The sequence below is a fragment of the Methanosarcina sp. 2.H.A.1B.4 genome (genome assembly GCF_000979385.1).
In the GTDB taxonomy this organism is placed as follows: domain Archaea; phylum Halobacteriota; class Methanosarcinia; order Methanosarcinales; family Methanosarcinaceae; genus Methanosarcina.
On record NZ_JJOV01000065.1, the window covers coordinates 1 to 20,197 of the forward strand.

A 20,197-nucleotide genomic window follows, 5' to 3' on the forward strand; every position below is an offset into this window, starting at 1 on the left:
GAAAATGCTATTCCCTTTATCAGAAAATGCTATTCCCTTTATCAGAAAATGCTATTCCCTTTATCAGAAAATGCTATTCCCTTAATCAGGAAATGCTATTCCCTTAATCAGGAAATGCTATTCCCTTAATCAGGAGATATCACTTTCACCTTCTTCTGCCTCTTTTCAGAACGGAAAGCATGAAAACTATCCCGGCAAGCCCGAGGAACGACGGAAGCCAGGGGGCGATTCTCTTCTCCATTTCGGGTAAGGAATCCCCTACAGACCCTGGTAAGGAATCTCCTACAAAAGCTTCGATGTTTTTCTGAACCTTGAGAGTTTCGTTTTCCAGGGACAAGCCAGTTTCTGTAAGAAACTTTGAGCTGGCAGTGGAGATAACGGAATCTTTTATAGCCTCAAGTTCCTCCCTGTGGATAATCCTGGCATTCCCTGTCCCCTCGCCTCCGCCGTTAGACTTTGATTCGGAGTTTTCAGTACCTTCTGCATTAATAAGATTATCAGCATCACCGGTTTCATCAGAAGTACCGCTTGCATCTCCTGCAATGGAATTTTCCAGACTACCTGTGTTTGCTTTACTGGAAATAAGATCCAGGTCCCCTATGTCTTCTACTGCACCCGTATCTGTTTCATTAACAACATTAGGCCTATTGTTTTCATAAGAGATACTTCCTGCATTTACAGAATTTTCCGTACCATCCGAACTCCAGATACTTTTGGCAGCCTCAACCTCTTCCTCGCCAGCTTTCAGGACATTTACGACTACAGATGTCGAAGAGGTTCCGTTTTCGTTTGTAGCTGTTAGGAAAATTGTATAATTCCCGGGACAGCAGAAGGTATGCTCAGGTTCCGAACAGCAGGATGTCTTGCCATCCCCGAAGTTCCACGTAACACAATCTGCGTTCTTGGAAATGTCAACAAATTTTACGACAAGAGGGACATGGCCGCCTGTGGAGTTATAAATGAATTGAGCTTTCGGAAGTATGGGGCCGGATTTTTCGGAAGCGTTTAGAACATTTATAGGCACAGATACTGAATAACTATCATTCTCGTTGCTGACAGTAAGAGAAACAACATAATCTCCCTCTATAGAATAAGTATGTTGAGGATTCGGAGAACTTGAGGTTTTACCATCCCCGAAGTCCCACAATCTCGAGGTGGCATTTTCGGAAAAATCCTTGAACTTGACAGAGAGGGGAGCAGGGCCTTCTGTCACATCTGAAGTGAAACGTGCTTTTGGTAGTACCGGAGGTGTCTGAACATACTCCATTAAAGGCATGTAGTCTATACTGCCGGCTTCAGGGTTGACGGCATATGCTGCATCTCCTATTCCGTCTCCGTTTTCATCCGTTCCTTTATAATCACTCCAGTAATTGCCTGTGCTGCCATTCCAGACATTAAACTTATTGTCCCTGGCATTTTCGGCGTTGTCGAAGTAATTGCCGCTGATAACATTATTCGAAGAAGCCACCAGTTTGATACCGCAGTCCAGGTTTGAATATACCATATTGTTGCTCAACCGGTTATTGCCGGATTCGAACAGGTAAATTCCTGCTTCCTGGTTTGAAATTTTGTTCCCGCTTATGATACAGTTTTCAGCCTTGTTAAGGAAAACTCCACATCGGCCTTCGGTTATCGAAAAATCGCTGATCTTTACATTATTGGCAACTATTTCAAACACGTAACTTCCGGTGGTCTCTCCAGCAATAAGGGTATTATCAGGATTTCTGGAGGCTGACTTTATGGTTAAATTATCTTTGTTAACGTAGATACTCTCATTAAATTCTCCGGATTCTACAAGGATAATATCTCCAGGAAATGCTTCATCTACTGCATCCTGGATGGATTCTCCCGGCCAAACACGAAATTCTGATGCCATTCCAGTATCAGAGACTAAAATCAGAATAAAAATTGCCAGTAAAAAGCAGGTTCGCCTGAAAGTTTGTGTTTGTGCCATTTCAGCCCCCATGGAGATACAGGAATTTTCTTAACAAGTTTTTATAAGGAAAGGATATAAAATTGTTGGTTTAATGAAATATTATGCAAAAGAAATTAAAATATGAACAAATAAAAAATTAAAATGAATACAAAGTATGAAGAATATCAGTTAAAATCAAATTGCTTGAGCCCATACACCCGGTTTCTCAGAAATTGTTGAGTCTCTTTTGGCTAGATTTCCTTGATATAAACGATTGAAACTCTACTTTCGGTTTCCTCTGCGATTCTTAATATAATGCTTGATTATGTCAGCGGCACCTTTTTTTAAAAAGAAGAGGTTCTTTATCGGAAAAAATGAATACGACGAAAACCCGGCGAGGGTTCATTTTATCCTCCACCTGAAACCCGGGGTATTTGTGGCCCTTCTATGATAAAAGAAAAATATCAGTTTTTGAAGACATCTGCGGATTTTACCTACGGTTCAACAATTTCAAGTTTTGTCTTCTCAGGTGAAAAGTAATGACTCTGAAGATCCGTGAATGCTAATGTATATTAATTATAATTAGCAATGATTCTGGAAGAAAAATTTCCTACCAACATATTCCGTTAAGCCTGAATGGAACACAAAGGTTTTTAAGCAATTCTTCAAGTTAAATTCCCTAAATAAACCCAGCTGGAGTAGATTCAATTATGCAGGAAAAAATAAAGGAAATAGCATCTCGTGTCCGTGAACTTCGGGAACTGTCAGAGGTCTCGGTTGAAAAAATGGCAGAATCTCTGCAGGTTCCCAATGAGACCTACCAGAATTATGAAAGTGGAACTGAGGATATTCCGGCAAGTATCCTTTTTGAGATCGCACACAAGCTGCAGGTTGACATGGCTACACTTCTTACAGGAGAAGAGCCTCGCATGAATATTTTTACAGTCACGAGGGATGGAAAAGGGGTAAGTGTTGAGAGGAGAAAACAATACAAGTACCAGAACCTTGCCGAGAAGTTCATCCACAAAAAAGGAGAATTTTTCATCGTTACGGTTGAGCCCAAGCCTGAGGGCACCAAACCCGGAACAAACTCCCATCCCGGACAGGAATTCAATTATGTGCTTGAGGGAAGCCTGAAGGTCTACATCCACCATAATGAGATCACTCTTAATGAAGGTGACTCCATTTATTTTGATTCCAATTATGAACATGCCATGGAAGCGCTGGGAGGAGAACCCGCTAAGTTCCTGGCAGTTATTATGTAACCTGGATTAAATGTAACCCGGATTAACGCATACCTGAATAATTCATGCAAAATCCGCATAAAAAATTCGAGATACAGGAAAAAACTCAGAGAGTTTTTTGAAAATTAAATTCAGCCTCCTGAAGCCTGAATAACTAACTAAAACGTAGAAAAATATCAAATAAAACGGGTGTCCAGAATGACTTCCTTGCTGAGCCAATTTGTTTCCAAAACCGATTTTGAATCCTATGAGGATTTCCAGGAAAATTTCAAAATCCTGGTTCCTGAAAACTTCAACTTTGCCTATGATGTGGTCGATGCCTATGCAAGAGATTCTCCTGAGAAACTTGCTATGATCTGGTGTGATGACAATGGGGAAGAGAGAAGCTTTACTTTTAAAGACCTGAAGTACTACAGCGATAAGGCTGCAAATTTCTTTGCAAAACACGGCATCGGAAAAGGCGACTATGTAATGCTGACCTTAAAGAGCCGTTATGAATTCTGGTACTGCATCCTGGCCCTCCATAAACTCGGGGCTATTACTGTTCCTGCAACCCACATGCTGAAAACCCGGGACATCGTATACAGGATCGAAAAAGCCGAATTAAAGATGATTGTCTGTATATCAGAGGATTATGTCCCTGAACAGGTTGATGAAGCCCATTTAGAATGTGGGGATATCCCGCTCAAAAAAGCCGTAGTAGGAGGGGAAGCACGGGAGGGCTGGATTGATTTCAGAAAGGAGCTTGAGGAAGCTTCCCCGGTTTTCGAACGCCCGACAGGCGAGGCTGCGACAAAGAAAGAGGACATCTGCCTTGCCTACTTCTCCTCCGGGACCGCTGGTTTTCCAAAAATGGTAGAACATGACAACACCTACCCCCTCGGACATATCCTGACCGCAAAATACTGGCAGAATGTGGAGGATGACGGGCTGCATTACACCGTTGCAGACAGCGGCTGGGGTAAATGCGTCTGGGGCAAGCTCTACGGACAGTGGATAGCCGGCTGCGCGGTCTTTGTCTATGACTATGACCGGTTTGAAGCTAAAAACATGCTTGAGAAAGCCTCCAAGTATGGAGTCACGACCTTCTGCGCCCCTCCCACAATCTACCGCTTCCTGATAAAAGAAGACCTCACCCATTATGACTTCAGTACTCTGCAGTATGCAGTCGTTGCAGGCGAACCCCTCAACCCGGAAGTCTTTAACCGCTTCCTTGAATTCACCGGAATTAAACTTATGGAAGGGTTCGGGCAGACTGAAACCGTTGTTACCATTGCGACCTTCCCCTGGATGGAACCAAAACCCGGGTCTATCGGAAAGCCCACTCCCGGGTTTAAGATTGAACTTATGGACAGGGAAGGCAGGCTCTGCGATATTGGAGAAGAAGGAGAAATCGTAATCAACACAAAGGACGGAAAACCTGTAGGGCTCTTTGCACACTATGGGAAAGACCCCGGAAGGACGGCGGAAACCTGGCACGACGGCTACTACCATACTGGAGATATGGGCTGGATGGATGAAGACGGATACCTGTGGTTTGTGGGAAGGGCTGACGACATCATCAAGACCTCAGGATACAAGGTAGGGCCCTTTGAAGTGGAAAGCGCCCTTATCCAGCACCCTGCTGTGCTTGAGTGTGCAATCACGGGAGTTCCGGACCCGATCAGAGGTCAGGTCATCAAGGCGACAATTGTGCTGACAAAGGACTACACGCCGAGTGAAGCCCTTAAGAAAGAGCTGCAGAAACACGTAAAAAATGTCACGGCTCCTTATAAGTATCCCCGGATTGTGGAATTCGTCCCCGAACTCCCGAAGACCATCAGCGGGAAAATTCGCAGGGTCGAAATCCGTGATCAGGATCAAAAACAATAAAAAATAAAAACTGATATATACAGCAGGAATACAGTTCAAATTTAAAAATCAAAGGAATATTCCCGACTGAAGATATACTCTGCCAGAAAAAGAGCAAAACGAAAGGAAAGAAATAAGTACCTTAACCTTTTCCTGAAAAGTTTGTTCAAAGAAGAGATCAATCGGATTTACTCTCTTACAGATACTGTAATTCATACAGATACTGTAATTCATACAGATACTGTAATTCAAGATTATACTATAATTAAAACAGAAGAGAATTCAAGAACATATAAGAATTCAGAAAGCCCCTTAAAAATGATCGGCTCTCCTGTCTACCATAAAATACCGGCTGGAGAAAAACAGGGACTGGAAGAATAGAGTGAGGATTCTATATGGAAAAAAATGATAAAAAAGAACCGTACCCTGTTATCAACATTCTGGAGTGCAAGGCCTGTGGGCGCTGCCTTCTTGCCTGCCCGAAGGAAGTGCTTTTCATGAGTGAGGAACTGAACGCACGGGGTTACCACTACGTAGAGTATAAAGGAGAAGGCTGCTCAGGCTGTGCGAGCTGCTACTATACCTGCCCTGAACCCCTGGCACTGGAAATCCATATTCCCCTGAAAAAGGAGGAAGCCGAATAAGGCAGGATAAGGAGGAAAAAAGATGGTAACACAACTCATAAAAGGCAACTCCGCAGTAATCGTCGGCGCACTCTACGCTGGCTGTGACTGTTTCTTTGGATACCCCATTACTCCGGCAAGTGAGATCCTGCACGATGCTTCCAGTTACTTCCCTAAAATTGGCAGGAAATTTGTTCAGGCCGAGTCTGAGGAAGCTGCAATCAACATGGTTTACGGAGGAGCATCGGCCGGACACAGAGTCATGACATCCTCTTCAGGGCCTGGAATCAGCCTGATGCAGGAAGGAGTTTCTTACCTTGCAGGCGCAGAACTGCCCTGTGTGCTCGTGGACGTTATGCGGGCAGGGCCGGGGCTCGGGAACATCGGGCCTGAACAGGCTGACTACAACCAGGTCGTAAAAGGTGGAGGGCACGGAAATTACAGGACCATTGTACTTGCCCCCAATTCCGTGCAGGAGATGTGCGACTTTACCATGAAAGCCTTTGAGCTGGCTTTCAAGTACAGGAACCCTGCAGTCGTGCTTGCTGACGGAGTGCTCGGGCAGATGATCGAGTCCCTGAAGTTCCCTGAAAAAGCCCTTGTCCCAAAAACCGACACCAGCTGGGCAGTCAACGGTACAGCAGAAACCAGGGCTAACCTGATAACCTCAATCTTCCTGGACTTCAATGAACTCGGAAAGTTCAATGAGAAGCTGCAGGCAAAGTACGAGCTTATAAAGCAAAACGAGGTAGACTACGAGGAATACATGACCGAAGATGCCTCAATTGTGCTCGTCTCTTACGGCATAAGCAGCAGGATCTGCAGGTCAGCCGTAGACCTTGCCAGGCAGGAAGGAATAAAAGTAGGGCTTTTCAGGCCAAAGACTCTTTTCCCGTTCCCGGAGGCTCAGTTGAAAGCCCTTGCAGATAAGGGATGTTCCTTTATCTCTGTGGAAATGAGCAATGGGCAGATGATAGACGATGTCAGGCTTGCTATCGGCTGCTCACAGCCTGTGGAACTGGTAAACCGCATGGGAGGAAACCTGATTACCCTCGATCAGATTATGGACAAAATCAGAAAGGTTGCAGGGGAGGCATAAAAATGGCAGTCGAAATCATTGACGGAGAAAAGGTTATCAGAAGGCCAAAAGCCCTGTACCCGGAATACCCCCGCAAAGGAGGGGCAGCTCCAACAGCCACCCACTATTGCCCTGGCTGCGGACACGGGGTTTTGCACAAGCTCATCGCTGAAGCGATTGACGACCTGGGAATCCAGGACAGGACAGTTATGATCAGTCCTGTGGGCTGTGCAGTCTTTGCTTATTATTACTTTGATGCAGGCAATATCCAGGTTGCCCACGGTCGTGCCCCTGCAGTAGGGACAGGCGTCTCAAGGGCTGAAGAAAATGCTGTGGTTATTTCCTACCAGGGCGACGGGGATCTTGCTTCAATCGGCCTGAATGAAACTCTGCAGGCTGCAAACAGGGGAGAAAAGCTGGCAGTCTTTTTCGTAAATAACACAGTCTACGGCATGACAGGCGGGCAGATGGCTCCTACGACCCTTATAGGAGAAAAGACCACCACCAGCCCCGAAGGCCGTGACCCCCGCTTTGCAGGCTACCCACTGCACATGTGTGAACTCATATCCAACCTGAAAGCCCCGGTATTCATCGAAAGGGTCTCGGTCTCGGACATCTCCCATATAAGGAAAGCCAGAAAGGCTATCAGGAAAGCTATGGAGATCCAGCGCGACGGCAAAGGCTATGCCTTTGTGGAAGTCCTTGCCGCCTGCCCGACAAATCTAAGGATGGATGCCGAACAGGCTATAAAGTTCATCAACGAAGAAATGGAACCGGAATTCCCGCTCAAGAACTTCAGGGATAACTCCGCAGAAGCCGAAACCCTCCACAGGGGCGTAAGCGACTTCACAACGGAGACCCTGGAAAAACTTTACGGGATTGAATCAGGAGCCGAGGAAAAACCCCTGAGAGCAGACTTTGCCCCGATCCAGACCAAGATCGCAGGTTTCGGAGGACAGGGCGTCCTGAGTATGGGAATCATACTCGCCCAGGCGGGGGTCAAGGCAAACCTTAATGCTTCGTGGTTCCCTTCCTATGGTCCGGAACAGCGCGGAGGGACCTCAAATTGTTCGGTTGTGATTTCAGGCCAGTCCATAGGTTCTCCTACGGTCTACACCCCTGACATCCTTATAGCCATGAACCGCCCTTCCCTTGAGAAATTCGAAGGGGCAGTAAAAGAAGGAGGCTTTATCCTCTATGACTCGACCATAGGCAAAGCCGAGACTCCCGCAGGCGTAAAAGCCGTTGCAGTCCCGGCAACCGAAAAAGCCAAAGAAGCAGGCGATGAAAGAGCCGCAAACTCCTTTATGCTCGGAGTCCTTCTGGGCCTGAACGTGACCGGCCTTGAAGAAGAAGCCTTCAAAGAAGCTCTTGCCGAAAACTTTGCAGGCAAACCAAAGGTTATCGAGTTCAACCAGCAGGTGCTCGAAGCCGGTGCAGAGTGGGCGAGAGAGAACGTTAAGGTATAAAAGTAAATATTTCAAAGGTAAAATATTTCAGCAACAGCAGGCGGAAAAATAAGTCAAATCCGCCTGCAAAAACTCTTTTTCATGTTTTTTATAAAGGAATTAAGCCATTAAGAAAGAAAATTGGTATTTTTACCTTTGCCCTTAATCTTCTTGCCGGTAATAAGGCTAAAGGAAACATTAAAATAGTTGTGAAAAGTCGTAATTTATGTAGAACGGCAAAACCCAATTCATCACCTCTCCAGCTTGATTTTGTCGTTCTTTATACCTTCTTATATGCTTTTTTAACTTCTCGTTACGTAGAGCAGAAGCTCAAAAGGAGCGTGCTGAAATAAAGGACTGTAAACAGCCGGTAAGCGTACTAATTAAAGAAAATCAGAGATTTAGGAACGGTCATAAGGTTTATTTAAAATAAAGACATTATAAAAAAGTGAGAATGCGTTTCGAAATTAGTTTAGAAGTAGATGGTAGGGTTCGAGTCCCTATTCTCGAGATCCCTACCTGCGATCCAACCCTAGATTGAGAGGAAACCCTATTACTCTCAACCTATTATATTTTATAACGGCCCGGTAATATATATCATAACCGATCCAAAAAACCTTTTTTAATTCAAATTTTCAAGTTTGTAGTATATTTTTATTGTGATTAAACTTTTAATGCCATTGAAAATTTTAATACAACCGACTTATCCGACATATTCTCAAAAAAGGAGCATTTATCTTGCCATCGCTTTTGGGAAATTGCTCAAAAGGTGAACCACTGAAAGCACGGAAAACATGGAATAAAGGAAATACGGACACGGTCTTTCAGTGTCTTCAGTGGTTATAGAGTCTTGATTGAATTTGTTCGCAAGTCTGTGTTTGCCGTGATTATAATACTTCGAGTGACTTAAGTGTATATTTACATTCGAAACTATAACCGGGTATTATAACCGGGTATTAAGAGTATAATTAATTGGTTAGTTGACTATAATTGGTTAGTTGACTATAATTGTCCATGTATTTTGAGGTGAATTTATTAAATTCTTCAACCCCTATAACAGGGAAGACGTCAACACGGCACAAATCGGTAAATAATGAATTGTAAGCCGTATAATCTTTTACGGACTTTACATCATATATAGTGATCACACGCCCTCCCCCTGCTTCAAACCACTGGTTAACAACTTTCAGCCCTTTTGGAGAACCCTTACTGTTCACCTGTTTCCACCGTTCATATAACTTAACACTGTTTTCAAGCTCAAATGTTGTTATGTCCAATAAAAGCATGTTTTTCATTTCCTTATTAGAGCAGGTATTAATATATTTTTGATGTGGAAGACGTTATATATAGCTATATCGATTTTGTATTTAGGGAAAAATTTTTGAGGGAGATGAAATACACATAGTTTAACAGAAAATAAATCGTGTATTTGGACGACCAGAAATCAATTAATGGCATAAAACAATAGAGCTAAATTTATATGATTTAAACTGAGCTTTGTGATAATGGGCCCGGATCTTACATTAGTTCATATCATCAATGATATGGCCGGAAAGAACTCTGTTCTTGATACTACGATGATATTTGCAGCACAATATCTCATTTGTATTTTTGCTATTTATCTTGCAGATACATGGTTTGCAAAAAATAAATATCGGCAGGAGGCTCTGTTTGCCGGATATGCAGCCCTTCTCGGCCTGGGAATAAATTTAATCTCACTCAATTCTATTTTCACCCGAGACCCTTTATGGTTCCCACAGGGACGCTACTTATCGCGCATGCCGCCGAGTCATCCTTTCCATCTGACCATGCTACTATAATGATTTCTGTTTCGTTGATGCTCCTGACATTCAAAGATTTTAGGCATAGCGGTGCTGTATTCTTCATTCTTGCGTTTACTAGTGGACTTGCGAGAGTTTATTTCGGACTACATTTTCCTATGGATATGGATGGTTCCCTGCTTGTTGCTTTAGTTTCGATCAGTATATTACTGGCCCTTAAAAATTATCTGATCCCTATTAATCGCATATTCATTGCCTATTTTGAAAATATTGAGAAGAAGCTCACAAAAGGCAATTTGAAAACGTCGTAATAGTTGTTTAAGAAGCTGGAAAGTTCTTCAAATCCTTTTTTAAAAACCCAAAAACCCCTAACTTTCTTATCCTCAAAATGCCCAAACTTCCTGTGCCCCTTCCCCATCAAATAGAGAAAATTAAATGTCTAAAAAAGCAAAGCCTAAATTAATGTATAAATACCATCCAAACTATCTAATTATAACAGGGGGTAATTATCACGCCAAGAGTAGTTCATTTCGAAATACACGCAGAAGATATTGAAAGGGCAAAAAAGTTCTACGAGAATGTTTTCGGCTGGCAGATAGAGAAGTGGGAAGGTCCCATGGAATACTGGAGCATAACAACCGGTAAACAAGAAGACCCAGGAATCGATGGGGGTTTGATGAGAAGGCAGGTCGGAGAACCGGGAGTAGACACTCCGATAAGCACCTATATCTGCACAATAGACGTCCCGGACATTGATAAATACCTGAATCAAATACAGAAGCACGGTGGCAAAGTGACTATGGAAAAGAGACCCATACCCGGCATAGGCTGGCTTGCATATTGTCTCGACACAGAAAAAAATATATTCGGGATAATGCAGCCTGACATGAGTGCCAGATAACCTTTTCTTTACTTTTTTCTTATTTATCAAGACCTCTTATCAGATCGAGCCTCACTTTCCCAGCCCAATTTGAAGCTTTTCTCTCTTCTTTTCCTTCTTCTTAAACTTCCGGTACTCTCTCCCCAGCAACCCTGCAGCCAGCACGCAAGCCAGAAAATCCGAAATGGGAAACGCAGCCCAGACTCCGGCCAGTCCGTAAAATCTCGGCAGGACCAGCACAAGAGGCAGCAGGAAAAGGAGCTGTCTTGCAAGCGATATAATAAAAGCTGGCCTCGGTTTTCCAAGGGCCTGGAACACGGTTGCGCCTACGAGCTGGAAACCTATGAAAGGCAGGATAAGCACAACGATCCGCATGGCTTCGGCTCCTACGGCTGTGAGTTCAGGATCAGGGCTGAAGATATGGATGATAGGGGCAGGAAAGAGGAACATGACCAGAAAACCCGGGAGAGAGAAGAGAGTGCTGACTTTCAGGGCGACCTTAACCGATTCGACCACTCTTGAGAACTGTTTTGCGCCGAAGTTATAGCCTACAATGGGCTGGAGGCCGAAAGAGATCCCGAGCATTGGCAGGAAGATGAGCAGGAGCAGGCGGTGAATGATCCCGAAGGCTGCAATGGAAACGTCTCCTCCGTAAGTTACAAGGGCATTATTTACAAAAATCATCATGACACTATTTGAAGCTTCAACAATGAAAGGACCGATGCCTATTGCTATTACTTCTTTTGAGATTGCAGAGCTTGGGATCAGCAGCTTTGGTTTGAAGGTAACTGAACTTTTTCCGGCAAGGAAGTAGCGCAGCAGGAAGACCGTGGATGCAAGCTGGGCAAGTATGGTTGCAATAGCAGCTCCCCTGACCCCCAGGTCAAACCCGAAGATGAAGATAGGGTCAAGCAGAATGTTCAGGCCGGCCCCCAGGAGCATTCCGAACATTGCATAGCGGGCGTTGCCTTCGGCTCTTACAAGGTCTTCGGTTGCAATCCCGAGAGTAAAGACAACCGAGCCTGCCATTATGATTTCAAGGTAAGCCTTCGCATAGGGCATAATGTTAGGCGTTGCCCCAAAGAGTTTTAGTAAAGGCTCAAGAAAGGCAAGCCCTGCAAGCGAGTAGGCAAGCCCAAGGAAAATTCCCAGAAAAAACACGGTCCCAAGCGCTTTTTCAGCTTTATGTGGCTCTTTTGACCCCAGAGACCTTGAAATAATTGAAGCTCCTCCTACCCCGAGCCCTATTGCAATCCCCATTGCGAGCATATGGATTGGAAAAGCTATCACCAGCCCACCAATTCCAGGAACGCTTTCTTCCCCGAGAGCCCTGCCAACGAAGATCGTGTCTACTATGTTGTAAAAAGCGTAAACAAGCATCCCTATGATTGAAGGGGCTGAAAGCCTGAAAAGAAGTTTCCCTATTTTTTCAGTACCTAAGAACTCGCTGTGTTCCTTCATGCTGAGCATCCCCTATAATCGGTGAATTGGCGGATCTTTTAAATGACAATTTATAGAGTCTCCCGTAAGCAGGAAAGGTATAAAGCAGTTTTGTAATAAAATAAAAGATAAAAGGGCGAAGGAAAAGGAAGAGAAAGAAAGGAGACGAGAAATGCAGATGAGCAAATGTGTGGGATGCAGGGAGTTTCCCTGTGCAGATGTAAAGCATGAGAATTACATCATTCCGGACATAGACCTGAACCCCGAGGATATCTCTATAGTGCTTATCTCAGAGGCTGCCTCCGAAAATCCCGACGATTATTACTATGCAGGTGAAAATTCCCTGTTTGAGCAGACCACAGTGCAGGCATTCAAGGATGCAGGAGTGAACGTTTCCTCAATCCGGGATATTCTCAAAATGGGTATTTATCTTACCACTGCTGTGAAGTGCGGAAAAACAGGATACGGCATAAAGGCAGGCACTATCAAAGAATGTTCGTTAATACTGGAAAAAGAGCTTTCTCTGTTTCCGAAAGTGGAGGCTTTCCTGTTAATGGGAGATGTCGCAATCAAAGCCGTCAACTATATTGCCAGTAGAAACGGGGAGGGAAAAGTGATTCCCGCCGGGTCCACTTACAAGCTTCGAGGCAAAGATTACTTTTTCAGGGGAAAGAGAGCTTTTCCGTCTTACCTGCAAGCAGGCCCCAGTTTTTTCATCGAAAAGAGCAAAAGAAAGATGATAGCCGAAGACATTGCGGCCGCTTTGAGTCTGATCAGGTGATCAAACTTTGAGCCTGATCAGGTGATCAAAGAGACCAAAAGTCCGGAAGAATCAAAGTCCAGAGGAATCAAAGTCCAGAGGAATCAAAGTCCAGAGGAATCAAAACCTTCAAAGGAACCAAAATCAGGTCGAAAGCATGAAAATTCTCACATTCGGGGAAGCCCTCTTCGATATCATCAAAGGCTCAGCCTACTTAGGCGGCGCCCCCTTAAACCTTGCAGCCCACCTTGCAAAACTGGGTGCAAAACCGGCTGTACTCACTGCAGTCGGAAAGGATGAGCTTGGCAAAATTCTGCTTTCAAGGGCTGAAGAGATGGGAGTTGACACTTCGTACATCCTGATTGATGAAAAGAGACAGACAGGAACCGTAACCGTAGAACTGCAAGCTGAAGGAATCCCGATTTTTAATATCAATGAAGGCGTAGCCTGGGACGCAATTACGCCGGATGAAAGGAAATTTGAAGCCCTTGCAGCCGAGGAGTGGGACGTTTTCTGCTTCGGAACCCTTGCCCAGAGGTCGGAAGAAAACAGAAAAACACTGAAAAGGCTGCTTTCGGAAATAAAGGCAAAACACTTTTTCTACGATGTAAACCTGAGAGCCGGATTTTACAGAAAGGAATGGATCTTATCTTCCCTTGAACACTGCACAATCCTCAAAATGAATGAAGAAGAGGCAGCACAAGTTTCCAGTATGCTTTTCGGCACCACGTATGCCTGTAGAACTCTCTGCCGCCTGCTTACGGACAGGTACCCGAAAATATCCGTAATTTGCATAACAAAAGGACCCGAGGGAGCAGCTGTCTATCAGGATGGAGTCTATGAGGGAATAAAAACCACACCCATAGAAGTTGCGGATACTGTTGGAGCAGGAGATGCTTTTTCTGCCGGATTCCTGTATACCTTTCTTTCAGGGTACGGAGTTTCAAAAGCCGCTTCAGTTGCCAGCATGCTTGGGACTTATGTAGCATCAAAACCGGGGGCGGTGCCGGAGTATTCGGAAGAACTTAGGAAAGAGCTGGGAATTTTAGAGTGAGAAAGGAAATCTTCTTTCTTGCAAGCCTCCGGAATTGAAATAGAAAAAATACATAGAAAGATTTCGTGGGTTCAAATTCCATCCCTTGCACAAGACAGGCGGGATATAGGTAACTCAAATTTATTGTACGCTACGGGGTAATTATGACTGCACTGTTTTTCTAAAATTTCCTCACTTATATATCTTTTTAATATATAATATAAAGATTACAAAAAATTGGATTTTATGTACCTAATGTAAGACTAAAGCAAAACCTTTAGTTTCTTTATTTTAATTTAACTTGACTAAGCCGGTTGAGAGAGAAGTTTTACAAAATCGAAAAAGATGATTTTTTTTGTACGCTTAAGTTTTCAAGTATCTTTAATAGATAAAGTGCAAAACCTAAATTGCTGATAATTCATCATTTCCAAAACCCCATAATAAAGAAAGTGTGAGAGATGAAATTAGAAGAACAAATCAGAATCAACTTAGAGAGCTTGAAGAATCTTAAGAAACACATTGATGAAAACACAATCATTATCGTGACACCACAAAAGATTTAAGAAATTATCTCTGTGAGGGTTTTATGGTAGAATCACCAATTTTTGAGATATTTGATGGATTGCCCAGACAGGGTCCAGGTAATAACAAGTGTACTGAAAAAGCCTTTAATTTGCTTTCTCCCCTTCCTGCAGGCACTAAGATCCTTGACATTGGTTGCGGTGTGGGTATGCAGACAATACATCTTGCGAAGATCTGCAACGACTGTCACATCACTGCAACCGACATTTACCAGCCTTTTCTGGATAAACTGATGGAAAATGCAGTTAAAGAAGGACTTGATGACAGGATTACCACGGTTTGTGCTTCCATGGATGACCTGCCTTTTGAAGCAGGAGAATTCGACATCATCTGGTCAGAGGGCTCTATCTTTGTTATTGGTTTTGAAAAAGGACTTAGCTACTGGAAACAGTTTCTGAAAGATGAGGGTTATATAGCACTGACAGAAAGCACATGGTTCACGGATGAACCTTCTTTGGAAGTGCTTCAATTCTGGCAGGGCTGTTATCCTGATATCAAGAGCATACCTGACACTGAAAAAGTTATCATGGCAGTAGGATATGATCTCATTGACCGCTTTAAACTGCCAGCTTCTACCTGGTACGATTTTTACTCCCATCTGGAAAAAAGAGTTGATGACATCAGTGATAACTATAAAGGAAACACCGATGCAGAAACGATACTTAGTTTTAACAGAAAAGAGATAAAGATCTTCAGAGAATACCCAGATGAATATGGTTATACGTTCTTCATTTTACAGAAGAACACAAATAAATGATCTGTTACTGATGAACAATTAAATGATCCAGAAACTCAAAAAACGCAACGCTATTGTAATAGGGTCCTCAAAAAATCATCAATTTTTTAAGGGCTAATTAACCTCATTTAGTAGCCTAAGTACATTGATAGTGCTTCCCCAATAAAAGTACAGATAGAAAAGAACTTATTTCAAATTTAAATAATTAATTACCCTTAATTTAAAATTTAAGGTTTTATTGCCCCTCCTTTTAAACACCAACCACAATATGGTGGAAAACAAGCTCAAGAGCCTTAATTTCAAAGAATTTTAACGTTTACAGTAATAAAGCCTTAATTTGCCTTAGTTCGCATTACCAAGGCTTGATAGGGATTATTTTAATAAAAAATTAATTTTTAATGTGTACTTTTATTTGGGAGACTCTATTATGTACCTATTGCCTAAAATAAATGATCTAAACTCTCAATTTACACCCTCTATTAGAAGGACCCTATATTAGGAATTTACACAACCGTTATTTTCAAAAGTTGTTTTAATGATTACTTTTTTAAGGAGTTGCCCTACTCAAAAAGTCAATTTTCTGTTTTAAGATGTTTGTCTGAAAAAATATTATTATAGGAGTCTCACCATGGAGATTCAAAATATTCCTAAATCCAATTCATTGGTCATCGGTTAAGGAAATCTCTTGCCTGAAGGCTCTCGATTTTAGAGAAAAAATAGTCTCAAATTTCGAACACCTAAACTAAAATCGATACCATGTTCCAACTTCACATCAAAGCAAATTATTGGCAACTGTTGCAAAGATAGAGGCAATTATCACGATTCTTCACTTAACCGAAGACGCATGAACCTCATTTAGATTATTTCGACCCTGGAGATTTTAGGGAAATTCGGAATTCCCAATTTAATTTATTTTTATTTACAGGTGAGAAATTACATCTGACCATCGCTTCTTTAAACTGCTTATTTGTGATAAAGAAACCATCTGGTGCTTGTTCAAAAAGAATTTTAAGTGCATAACTAGTGTAATTTTTATTTGGTGTTTTTTGTGGGACTATATTTAACATTATCCAATTATTCAGGGTTTTATTTTCAATGTCGGTTAATTCGTATTCACTCATTTTACTCACTCCTATCTTTCATAATTTGTCAATAAATTACCACTGAGCTATGCCTTGATTTCCTTTACTTGTGACCCATACATTTGTTAAAAGACTTAAACTAATTCCTACAATGATAACCCTATAAAAACAATAAGAGCTCCATCTGAAACATCTATTTGAGACACACTTACACCAAATGTGCTTTTAGTTTTTCTTCATGAAATAGGTTTAGGTTTCCTGTCGGCATGTACACTTTTGTATATTTAATTTAATTTCCTTTATTATGGGGTTCCGGTCGTTGAGTTTACACAGAGATCACATATAAAGCCAACCTGGAGCACCATAGGTACGAGCCAATTATAGCCTGATGGTGACAGGAACAGAGGGAGAGTGGGGTGATTTTACCCCTCAAATATTGTCTCATTCCACAGGTATCAATGAAAGTATCAATGCAATATACTCCTCATCCTTCCCACTTATTTACTCTATCCAGAACATGAGCATTGAGAGTAAACGGCTTATCCGACCTGGCGTTCCGCTTCATATAATGCAAAGTACCAATGCAAAGTACCTTTAGAAAACCCTGGTTTCTTCCAGTCAGAATAAGAAATATCAAGAATCTTTTGCCTAATTTCATGGGAATCGACCCTCTGACCCCCCAAATTCAGGGTTAATAAAATCAAGTAAATCAAGTTCGTTGGTTTTCCCTGTCAGGTAATTGGCTAACCCCCTGACCGTTAAGAGCAGGGTAGGCCCCCAGGTGATCTGTTTATCTCCAGAACCCATACTATGATTCATCCTGCTAGAAAACTCGTGACCGAATCACAGGAAATAAGTATATAGTAATGGAACAGTAAACAAAAAAGAAGACTACGGGACATAAAGTAAATTTTATTAAATAGTAGATGCATCTCCCTATTTACAGCATGGAGGTGGCTAAAAATAATCCCTGCAAATAAAAAAATCATCAATATTTCAGTCTTACTAACATTAGTTGTTATCATAGGCTTACTCTCGTTCACATATTCTCAGATTACCGCTGGTTATTGTACGGACACCATACCTCCAGGCAATATCATTGCTATCTATCAGGCAGACTACACATATGGGGACCTTAATGCAGTTTATGCAAGAGGTGCCGGATTGGATATCGATTCCGAGAACTATGACCGGATGATAACCTACGAAGACATACCTGATATTGTTTCAATGGATGGGGTTGAAAATGTAATTCTTTACGATAACAGTTATTTTGATACCCTTTATAAGACTGCAAACGAAGATAGATTACCGGGTAAATTGAATCTCATTGCAGTGCCTGAATCTATAGCACAGGACTATCTTCATCAGACTGATATCCCCTACGGTACAGAATATCTGGAAGAAGGCAGACTTCCTCTGGACAACGCCCATGAAATTACAATTTCAAAGAAATTGCTGGAAAAGCACTTTGCATATACCAATGAAACGCTGACCCGGGCAATCGGCAGCAGGGTAAACTATGAAAATGAAACCTATACCATCGTAGGTATCATAAACAGCTATGATAGCAGGGTTAACTATGAAAATGAAACCTATACCACCGTAGACATAAATGATATTTATTACAATGATATTTGTTACATCTCCTTTGACGCAAAAAGAAACTATGGACTCTATCAGTATGATGCGGACACTTTTGATGAATTTGTAACCAGAAATATCGACAATAAGAAAACGAATGATTATTCTTATCCGGAATATGCAAATGAAATCTTTATCTTTACAGCGGATGACTCAGAAAAACCGATATTAGATAAGCTTTTTCAAGAATATCCTGCCGAAAATTACATTTCCAGCGAATATGTTTCGGTATGGAAAAAGACATTTAACGAAAGTGTTCTGCGAGAAATAATCATCATCAATAGAAAAATAATCATCATCAATGGTATTGTTGTTGTTTTGCTAGTCGTTATCCTGCTGCTCTTAAACAAAAAGCCCGTTTCAAAAGTATAGATATAACTTTGTACAAAATCTGTATAATAGGTTCAGAAGTGGTACAATGTAACATCCTGAAGAGGAGAATAAATCACATAGAGAAAGAACAGAGGAGAAAATAGATGAAAAAAAACAATGACAAACCAGATACTCTAACAGCCGGATTATACATAACAGGCTTCATAATATGCGGATATTTTATTATAAAAACCATTTTGACATTATAAGCTGCTTTCCTCAGATGCACACATTTGAGGCATTTGACATTCTTCTGTGCCTGAGTACGGAATTCAGAGTAGATTCAGGAAAGCAAGTATCTGAGAGCCCAACATTTTTTAGGTTGAGGATCTATTGTATCAGCAGAGTTCTTCTTTTACGATTTCATCTTCTGCCCTTACGAGTTCATCACAGTTCTTCTCTTACGATAACTATTTTCAACAAATAAAAAGCCAAAACGAACCCTATTACCACTCCCAGGATTTCAATAGAGTGACTTTGCAAGAATTCAAGATGAAAGGATTTTTCCAACATTTCCATTAAATGTTCAAGTCCAATGTAATCCATGGAATTTCTGGGAAAACTCCATCCAAAGAGGGGCCAGAAGAAAGTTGGAGGATTTAACACCATCTGATCTTCAAAAAGGTGAAAAAAAGTGCCCGAAGTAAGAGAAAGGCCCCTGATATCTCTTCTTTTTTCGTACATATATAAACCTATCAGAAAGAGAAGAAGAGAGAACAAAAGGGTATGGCATATAATGCGTCCGCTTGCAAAAGTTGAAGCAAAGATTACTTCACCTATCGGCTTGTCTATTAAATCGGGCAGAATAGCTCCGATTGCCAGATATCGTGGATCTATGATAGTCCTTAATCGGGGTATAAAAATCCCCAGCCCAAAAAATATCCCGAGCGTAATGCCCAGGTGTCCAAAGAGAAGCATCGGAAACCTGACTGTCCTTTTCTATTTAAACAATGATTGTTTGTATATAAATCTTTATTTGAAAAAAGTCCAATATAGGACCTTCAAAAATAAAGAAAATTTGAACTCAAATTATACAAGTCTGCAAATTATACAAGTCTGCAAATTATCAAAATCTGGCAGTTTTTAAAAAGGAATTCCCCATAGAGGGTACCATTTTTCCACATTTTTTTCAACAGGCATTTCCCTTTCCATTGCGGTTCTGAGCCTGAATTCAAAGGGACTGTCCCTCTGCCTGCTGGAAAGCGGAATGAAAGGATAGTAAGTTCCCTGTTTAAAATTGTAGATCCAGTAAACTGCTTTTCCACCGCCAGTCTTTCGCCCGGCTTTTCCTTCGTGTCCGGTTGTCCCGGCTTCAGGCTCGCTGTCAAACCTGTAAATGGCACAGAGGATCTGTTCGCCAAAGCCGCGGTCTTCAAGGGTCTGGCTTACAAGGTGGATGTTTGCAACAAGGTCTTCGAAATCAGGGTCCTTGAAAATAGCCCAGAGGAAGTTGAACTCATCTTTTTCCAGCCTGAACTCCGTTTCAGTCTCCTTTGAGCTGTACTCCAGAAGTTCTTCGATCTCCTGGCGGGCGGATTCATACGCTGTAGCTCCTATCGGTTTAAAACAAATCCCCGCTGACCCTGAAGGTTTAAGGCCCATATTGCTCTCCAGAGTAATGCTGGCTGTAGAGATTGCAAATAGTTTGTCACTTTTTGCTTTCGGAAGCCTGCTCCTCCCCATGACTGCATCCATAAAATCCCGCAAACCCATTTTAACCTATCTCCT

At 42.1% G+C, this 20,197-nt stretch carries 19 protein-coding genes; 13 read left to right on the top strand and 6 right to left on the bottom strand.

Features of this window, described 5'->3' with window-relative positions:
- Positions 1-145 precede the first annotated feature (145 nt).
- Positions 146-1,876, bottom strand: a complete 1,731-nt coding sequence (locus tag EO92_RS10205) for a PKD domain-containing protein (protein WP_235283287.1) — start codon at positions 1,874-1,876, stop codon at positions 146-148.
- Positions 1,877-2,625: 749 nt separating this feature from the next.
- Between EO92_RS10205 and EO92_RS10210 the strand changes: the two genes are divergently transcribed.
- The 6 genes from EO92_RS10210 (at position 2,626) to EO92_RS10235 (ending at position 8,180) form a co-directional block, all read left to right on the top strand.
- The gene (locus EO92_RS10210) at positions 2,626-3,180 is read left to right on the top strand and encodes a helix-turn-helix domain-containing protein (protein WP_048133858.1); all 555 of its coding nucleotides are present in this window, start codon (positions 2,626-2,628) and stop codon (positions 3,178-3,180) included.
- Between the two features lie 177 nt (positions 3,181-3,357).
- Positions 3,358-5,031, top strand: a complete 1,674-nt coding sequence (locus tag EO92_RS10215; RefSeq protein WP_048171369.1) for an AMP-binding protein — start codon at positions 3,358-3,360, stop codon at positions 5,029-5,031.
- Between the two features lie 141 nt (positions 5,032-5,172).
- Entirely contained in the window at positions 5,173-5,391 is a 219-nt protein-coding gene (locus tag EO92_RS10220) for a hypothetical protein (protein WP_048171372.1), read from the top strand.
- Between the two features lie 14 nt (positions 5,392-5,405).
- Positions 5,406-5,654, top strand: coding sequence for a ferredoxin family protein (locus tag EO92_RS10225; protein WP_048140924.1), 249 nt, complete (start codon positions 5,406-5,408; stop codon positions 5,652-5,654).
- 22 nt (positions 5,655-5,676) lie between these two features.
- A complete protein-coding gene (locus EO92_RS10230; RefSeq protein WP_048133865.1) occupies positions 5,677-6,732 on the top strand; it encodes a 3-methyl-2-oxobutanoate dehydrogenase subunit VorB in 1,056 nt (351 codons plus the stop codon).
- Positions 6,733-6,734: 2 nt separating this feature from the next.
- On the top strand, positions 6,735-8,180 hold the full coding sequence (locus EO92_RS10235; protein ID WP_048171374.1) for a 2-oxoacid:acceptor oxidoreductase family protein: 1,446 nt from the start codon (positions 6,735-6,737) through the stop codon (positions 8,178-8,180).
- A 947-nt stretch (positions 8,181-9,127) separates the two neighbouring features.
- Here the strand turns inward: EO92_RS10235 and EO92_RS10240 are convergent.
- Positions 9,128-9,454 (bottom strand): DUF3303 domain-containing protein, encoded by a 327-nt coding sequence (locus EO92_RS10240; RefSeq protein WP_156165786.1) that lies wholly within the window; start codon positions 9,452-9,454, stop codon positions 9,128-9,130.
- A gap of 210 nt (positions 9,455-9,664) precedes the next feature.
- Here EO92_RS10240 and EO92_RS18545 point away from each other — a divergent pair, with 210 nt between their 5' ends.
- From EO92_RS18545 to EO92_RS10250, 3 genes are all read left to right on the top strand, one after another.
- Positions 9,665-9,979 carry a hypothetical protein gene (locus tag EO92_RS18545; RefSeq protein ID WP_235283292.1) on the top strand — a complete coding sequence of 105 codons (315 nt, stop codon included), beginning with the start codon at positions 9,665-9,667 and terminating at the stop codon, positions 9,977-9,979.
- Positions 9,907-10,251: a phosphatase PAP2 family protein gene (locus EO92_RS18550; RefSeq protein WP_235283288.1), complete on the top strand. Its 345-nt coding sequence runs from the start codon at positions 9,907-9,909 to the stop codon at positions 10,249-10,251. Before EO92_RS18545 ends, EO92_RS18550 begins: the two co-directional genes overlap by 73 nt.
- Positions 10,252-10,448: 197 nt before the next feature.
- Entirely contained in the window at positions 10,449-10,841 is a 393-nt protein-coding gene (locus EO92_RS10250; RefSeq protein ID WP_048135442.1) for a VOC family protein, read from the top strand.
- Positions 10,842-10,892: 51 nt separating this feature from the next.
- On the opposite strand, the gene EO92_RS10255 is transcribed toward EO92_RS10250, so the two are convergent.
- On the bottom strand, positions 10,893-12,281 hold the full coding sequence (locus tag EO92_RS10255; RefSeq protein ID WP_048162564.1) for an MATE family efflux transporter: 1,389 nt from the start codon (positions 12,279-12,281) through the stop codon (positions 10,893-10,895).
- A gap of 151 nt (positions 12,282-12,432) precedes the next feature.
- On the opposite strand from EO92_RS10255, the gene EO92_RS10260 reads away from it, so the two are divergent.
- The 3 genes from EO92_RS10260 (at position 12,433) to EO92_RS10270 (ending at position 15,392) form a co-directional block, all read left to right on the top strand.
- The gene (locus EO92_RS10260) at positions 12,433-13,041 is read left to right on the top strand and encodes a uracil-DNA glycosylase family protein (protein WP_235283289.1); all 609 of its coding nucleotides are present in this window, start codon (positions 12,433-12,435) and stop codon (positions 13,039-13,041) included.
- Positions 13,042-13,177: 136 nt separating this feature from the next.
- Positions 13,178-14,074: a carbohydrate kinase gene (locus tag EO92_RS10265; RefSeq protein ID WP_048171376.1), complete on the top strand. Its 897-nt coding sequence runs from the start codon at positions 13,178-13,180 to the stop codon at positions 14,072-14,074.
- Positions 14,075-14,639: 565 nt separating this feature from the next.
- Positions 14,640-15,392: a cyclopropane-fatty-acyl-phospholipid synthase family protein gene (locus EO92_RS10270; protein ID WP_048171378.1), complete on the top strand. Its 753-nt coding sequence runs from the start codon at positions 14,640-14,642 to the stop codon at positions 15,390-15,392.
- A gap of 839 nt (positions 15,393-16,231) precedes the next feature.
- Here the strand turns inward: EO92_RS10270 and EO92_RS10275 are convergent.
- Complete coding sequence (locus EO92_RS10275) at positions 16,232-16,492, bottom strand: hypothetical protein (RefSeq protein WP_048140970.1); 261 nt, start codon at positions 16,490-16,492, stop codon at positions 16,232-16,234.
- A 954-nt stretch (positions 16,493-17,446) separates the two neighbouring features.
- Between EO92_RS10275 and EO92_RS10280 the strand changes: the two genes are divergently transcribed.
- On the top strand, positions 17,447-18,469 hold the full coding sequence (locus EO92_RS10280; RefSeq protein ID WP_369793144.1) for an ABC transporter permease: 1,023 nt from the start codon (positions 17,447-17,449) through the stop codon (positions 18,467-18,469).
- A gap of 387 nt (positions 18,470-18,856) precedes the next feature.
- Here EO92_RS10280 and EO92_RS10285 read toward each other — a convergent pair whose 3' ends face one another.
- Positions 18,857-19,387 (bottom strand): metal-dependent hydrolase, encoded by a 531-nt coding sequence (locus EO92_RS10285; RefSeq protein ID WP_048171382.1) that lies wholly within the window; start codon positions 19,385-19,387, stop codon positions 18,857-18,859.
- A gap of 165 nt (positions 19,388-19,552) precedes the next feature.
- Entirely contained in the window at positions 19,553-20,182 is a 630-nt protein-coding gene (locus EO92_RS10290) for a hypothetical protein (protein ID WP_048171384.1), read from the bottom strand.
- Between the last annotated feature and the right edge of the window lie 15 nt (positions 20,183-20,197).

Coding starts and splice junctions, on each gene's coding strand:
- EO92_RS10255 (WP_048162564.1), bottom strand. CDS start 12,281: ATGAAGGAACACAGCGAGTTCTTAGGTACTGAAAAAATAGGGAAACTT.
- EO92_RS10235 (WP_048171374.1), top strand. CDS start 6,735: ATGGCAGTCGAAATCATTGACGGAGAAAAGGTTATCAGAAGGCCAAAA.
- EO92_RS18550 (WP_235283288.1), top strand. CDS start 9,907: ATGGTTCCCACAGGGACGCTACTTATCGCGCATGCCGCCGAGTCATCC.
- EO92_RS10215 (WP_048171369.1), top strand. CDS start 3,358: ATGACTTCCTTGCTGAGCCAATTTGTTTCCAAAACCGATTTTGAATCC.
- EO92_RS10260 (WP_235283289.1), top strand. CDS start 12,433: ATGCAGATGAGCAAATGTGTGGGATGCAGGGAGTTTCCCTGTGCAGAT.
- EO92_RS10205 (WP_235283287.1), bottom strand. CDS start 1,876: ATGGCATCAGAATTTCGTGTTTGGCCGGGAGAATCCATCCAGGATGCA.
- EO92_RS10225 (WP_048140924.1), top strand. CDS start 5,406: ATGGAAAAAAATGATAAAAAAGAACCGTACCCTGTTATCAACATTCTG.
- EO92_RS10270 (WP_048171378.1), top strand. CDS start 14,640: ATGGTAGAATCACCAATTTTTGAGATATTTGATGGATTGCCCAGACAG.
- EO92_RS10240 (WP_156165786.1), bottom strand. CDS start 9,454: ATGAAAAACATGCTTTTATTGGACATAACAACATTTGAGCTTGAAAAC.
- EO92_RS10285 (WP_048171382.1), bottom strand. CDS start 19,387: ATGCTTCTCTTTGGACACCTGGGCATTACGCTCGGGATATTTTTTGGG.
- EO92_RS10265 (WP_048171376.1), top strand. CDS start 13,178: ATGAAAATTCTCACATTCGGGGAAGCCCTCTTCGATATCATCAAAGGC.
- EO92_RS10230 (WP_048133865.1), top strand. CDS start 5,677: ATGGTAACACAACTCATAAAAGGCAACTCCGCAGTAATCGTCGGCGCA.
- EO92_RS18545 (WP_235283292.1), top strand. CDS start 9,665: ATGGGCCCGGATCTTACATTAGTTCATATCATCAATGATATGGCCGGA.
- EO92_RS10275 (WP_048140970.1), bottom strand. CDS start 16,492: ATGAGTGAATACGAATTAACCGACATTGAAAATAAAACCCTGAATAAT.
- EO92_RS10210 (WP_048133858.1), top strand. CDS start 2,626: ATGCAGGAAAAAATAAAGGAAATAGCATCTCGTGTCCGTGAACTTCGG.
- EO92_RS10290 (WP_048171384.1), bottom strand. CDS start 20,182: ATGGGTTTGCGGGATTTTATGGATGCAGTCATGGGGAGGAGCAGGCTT.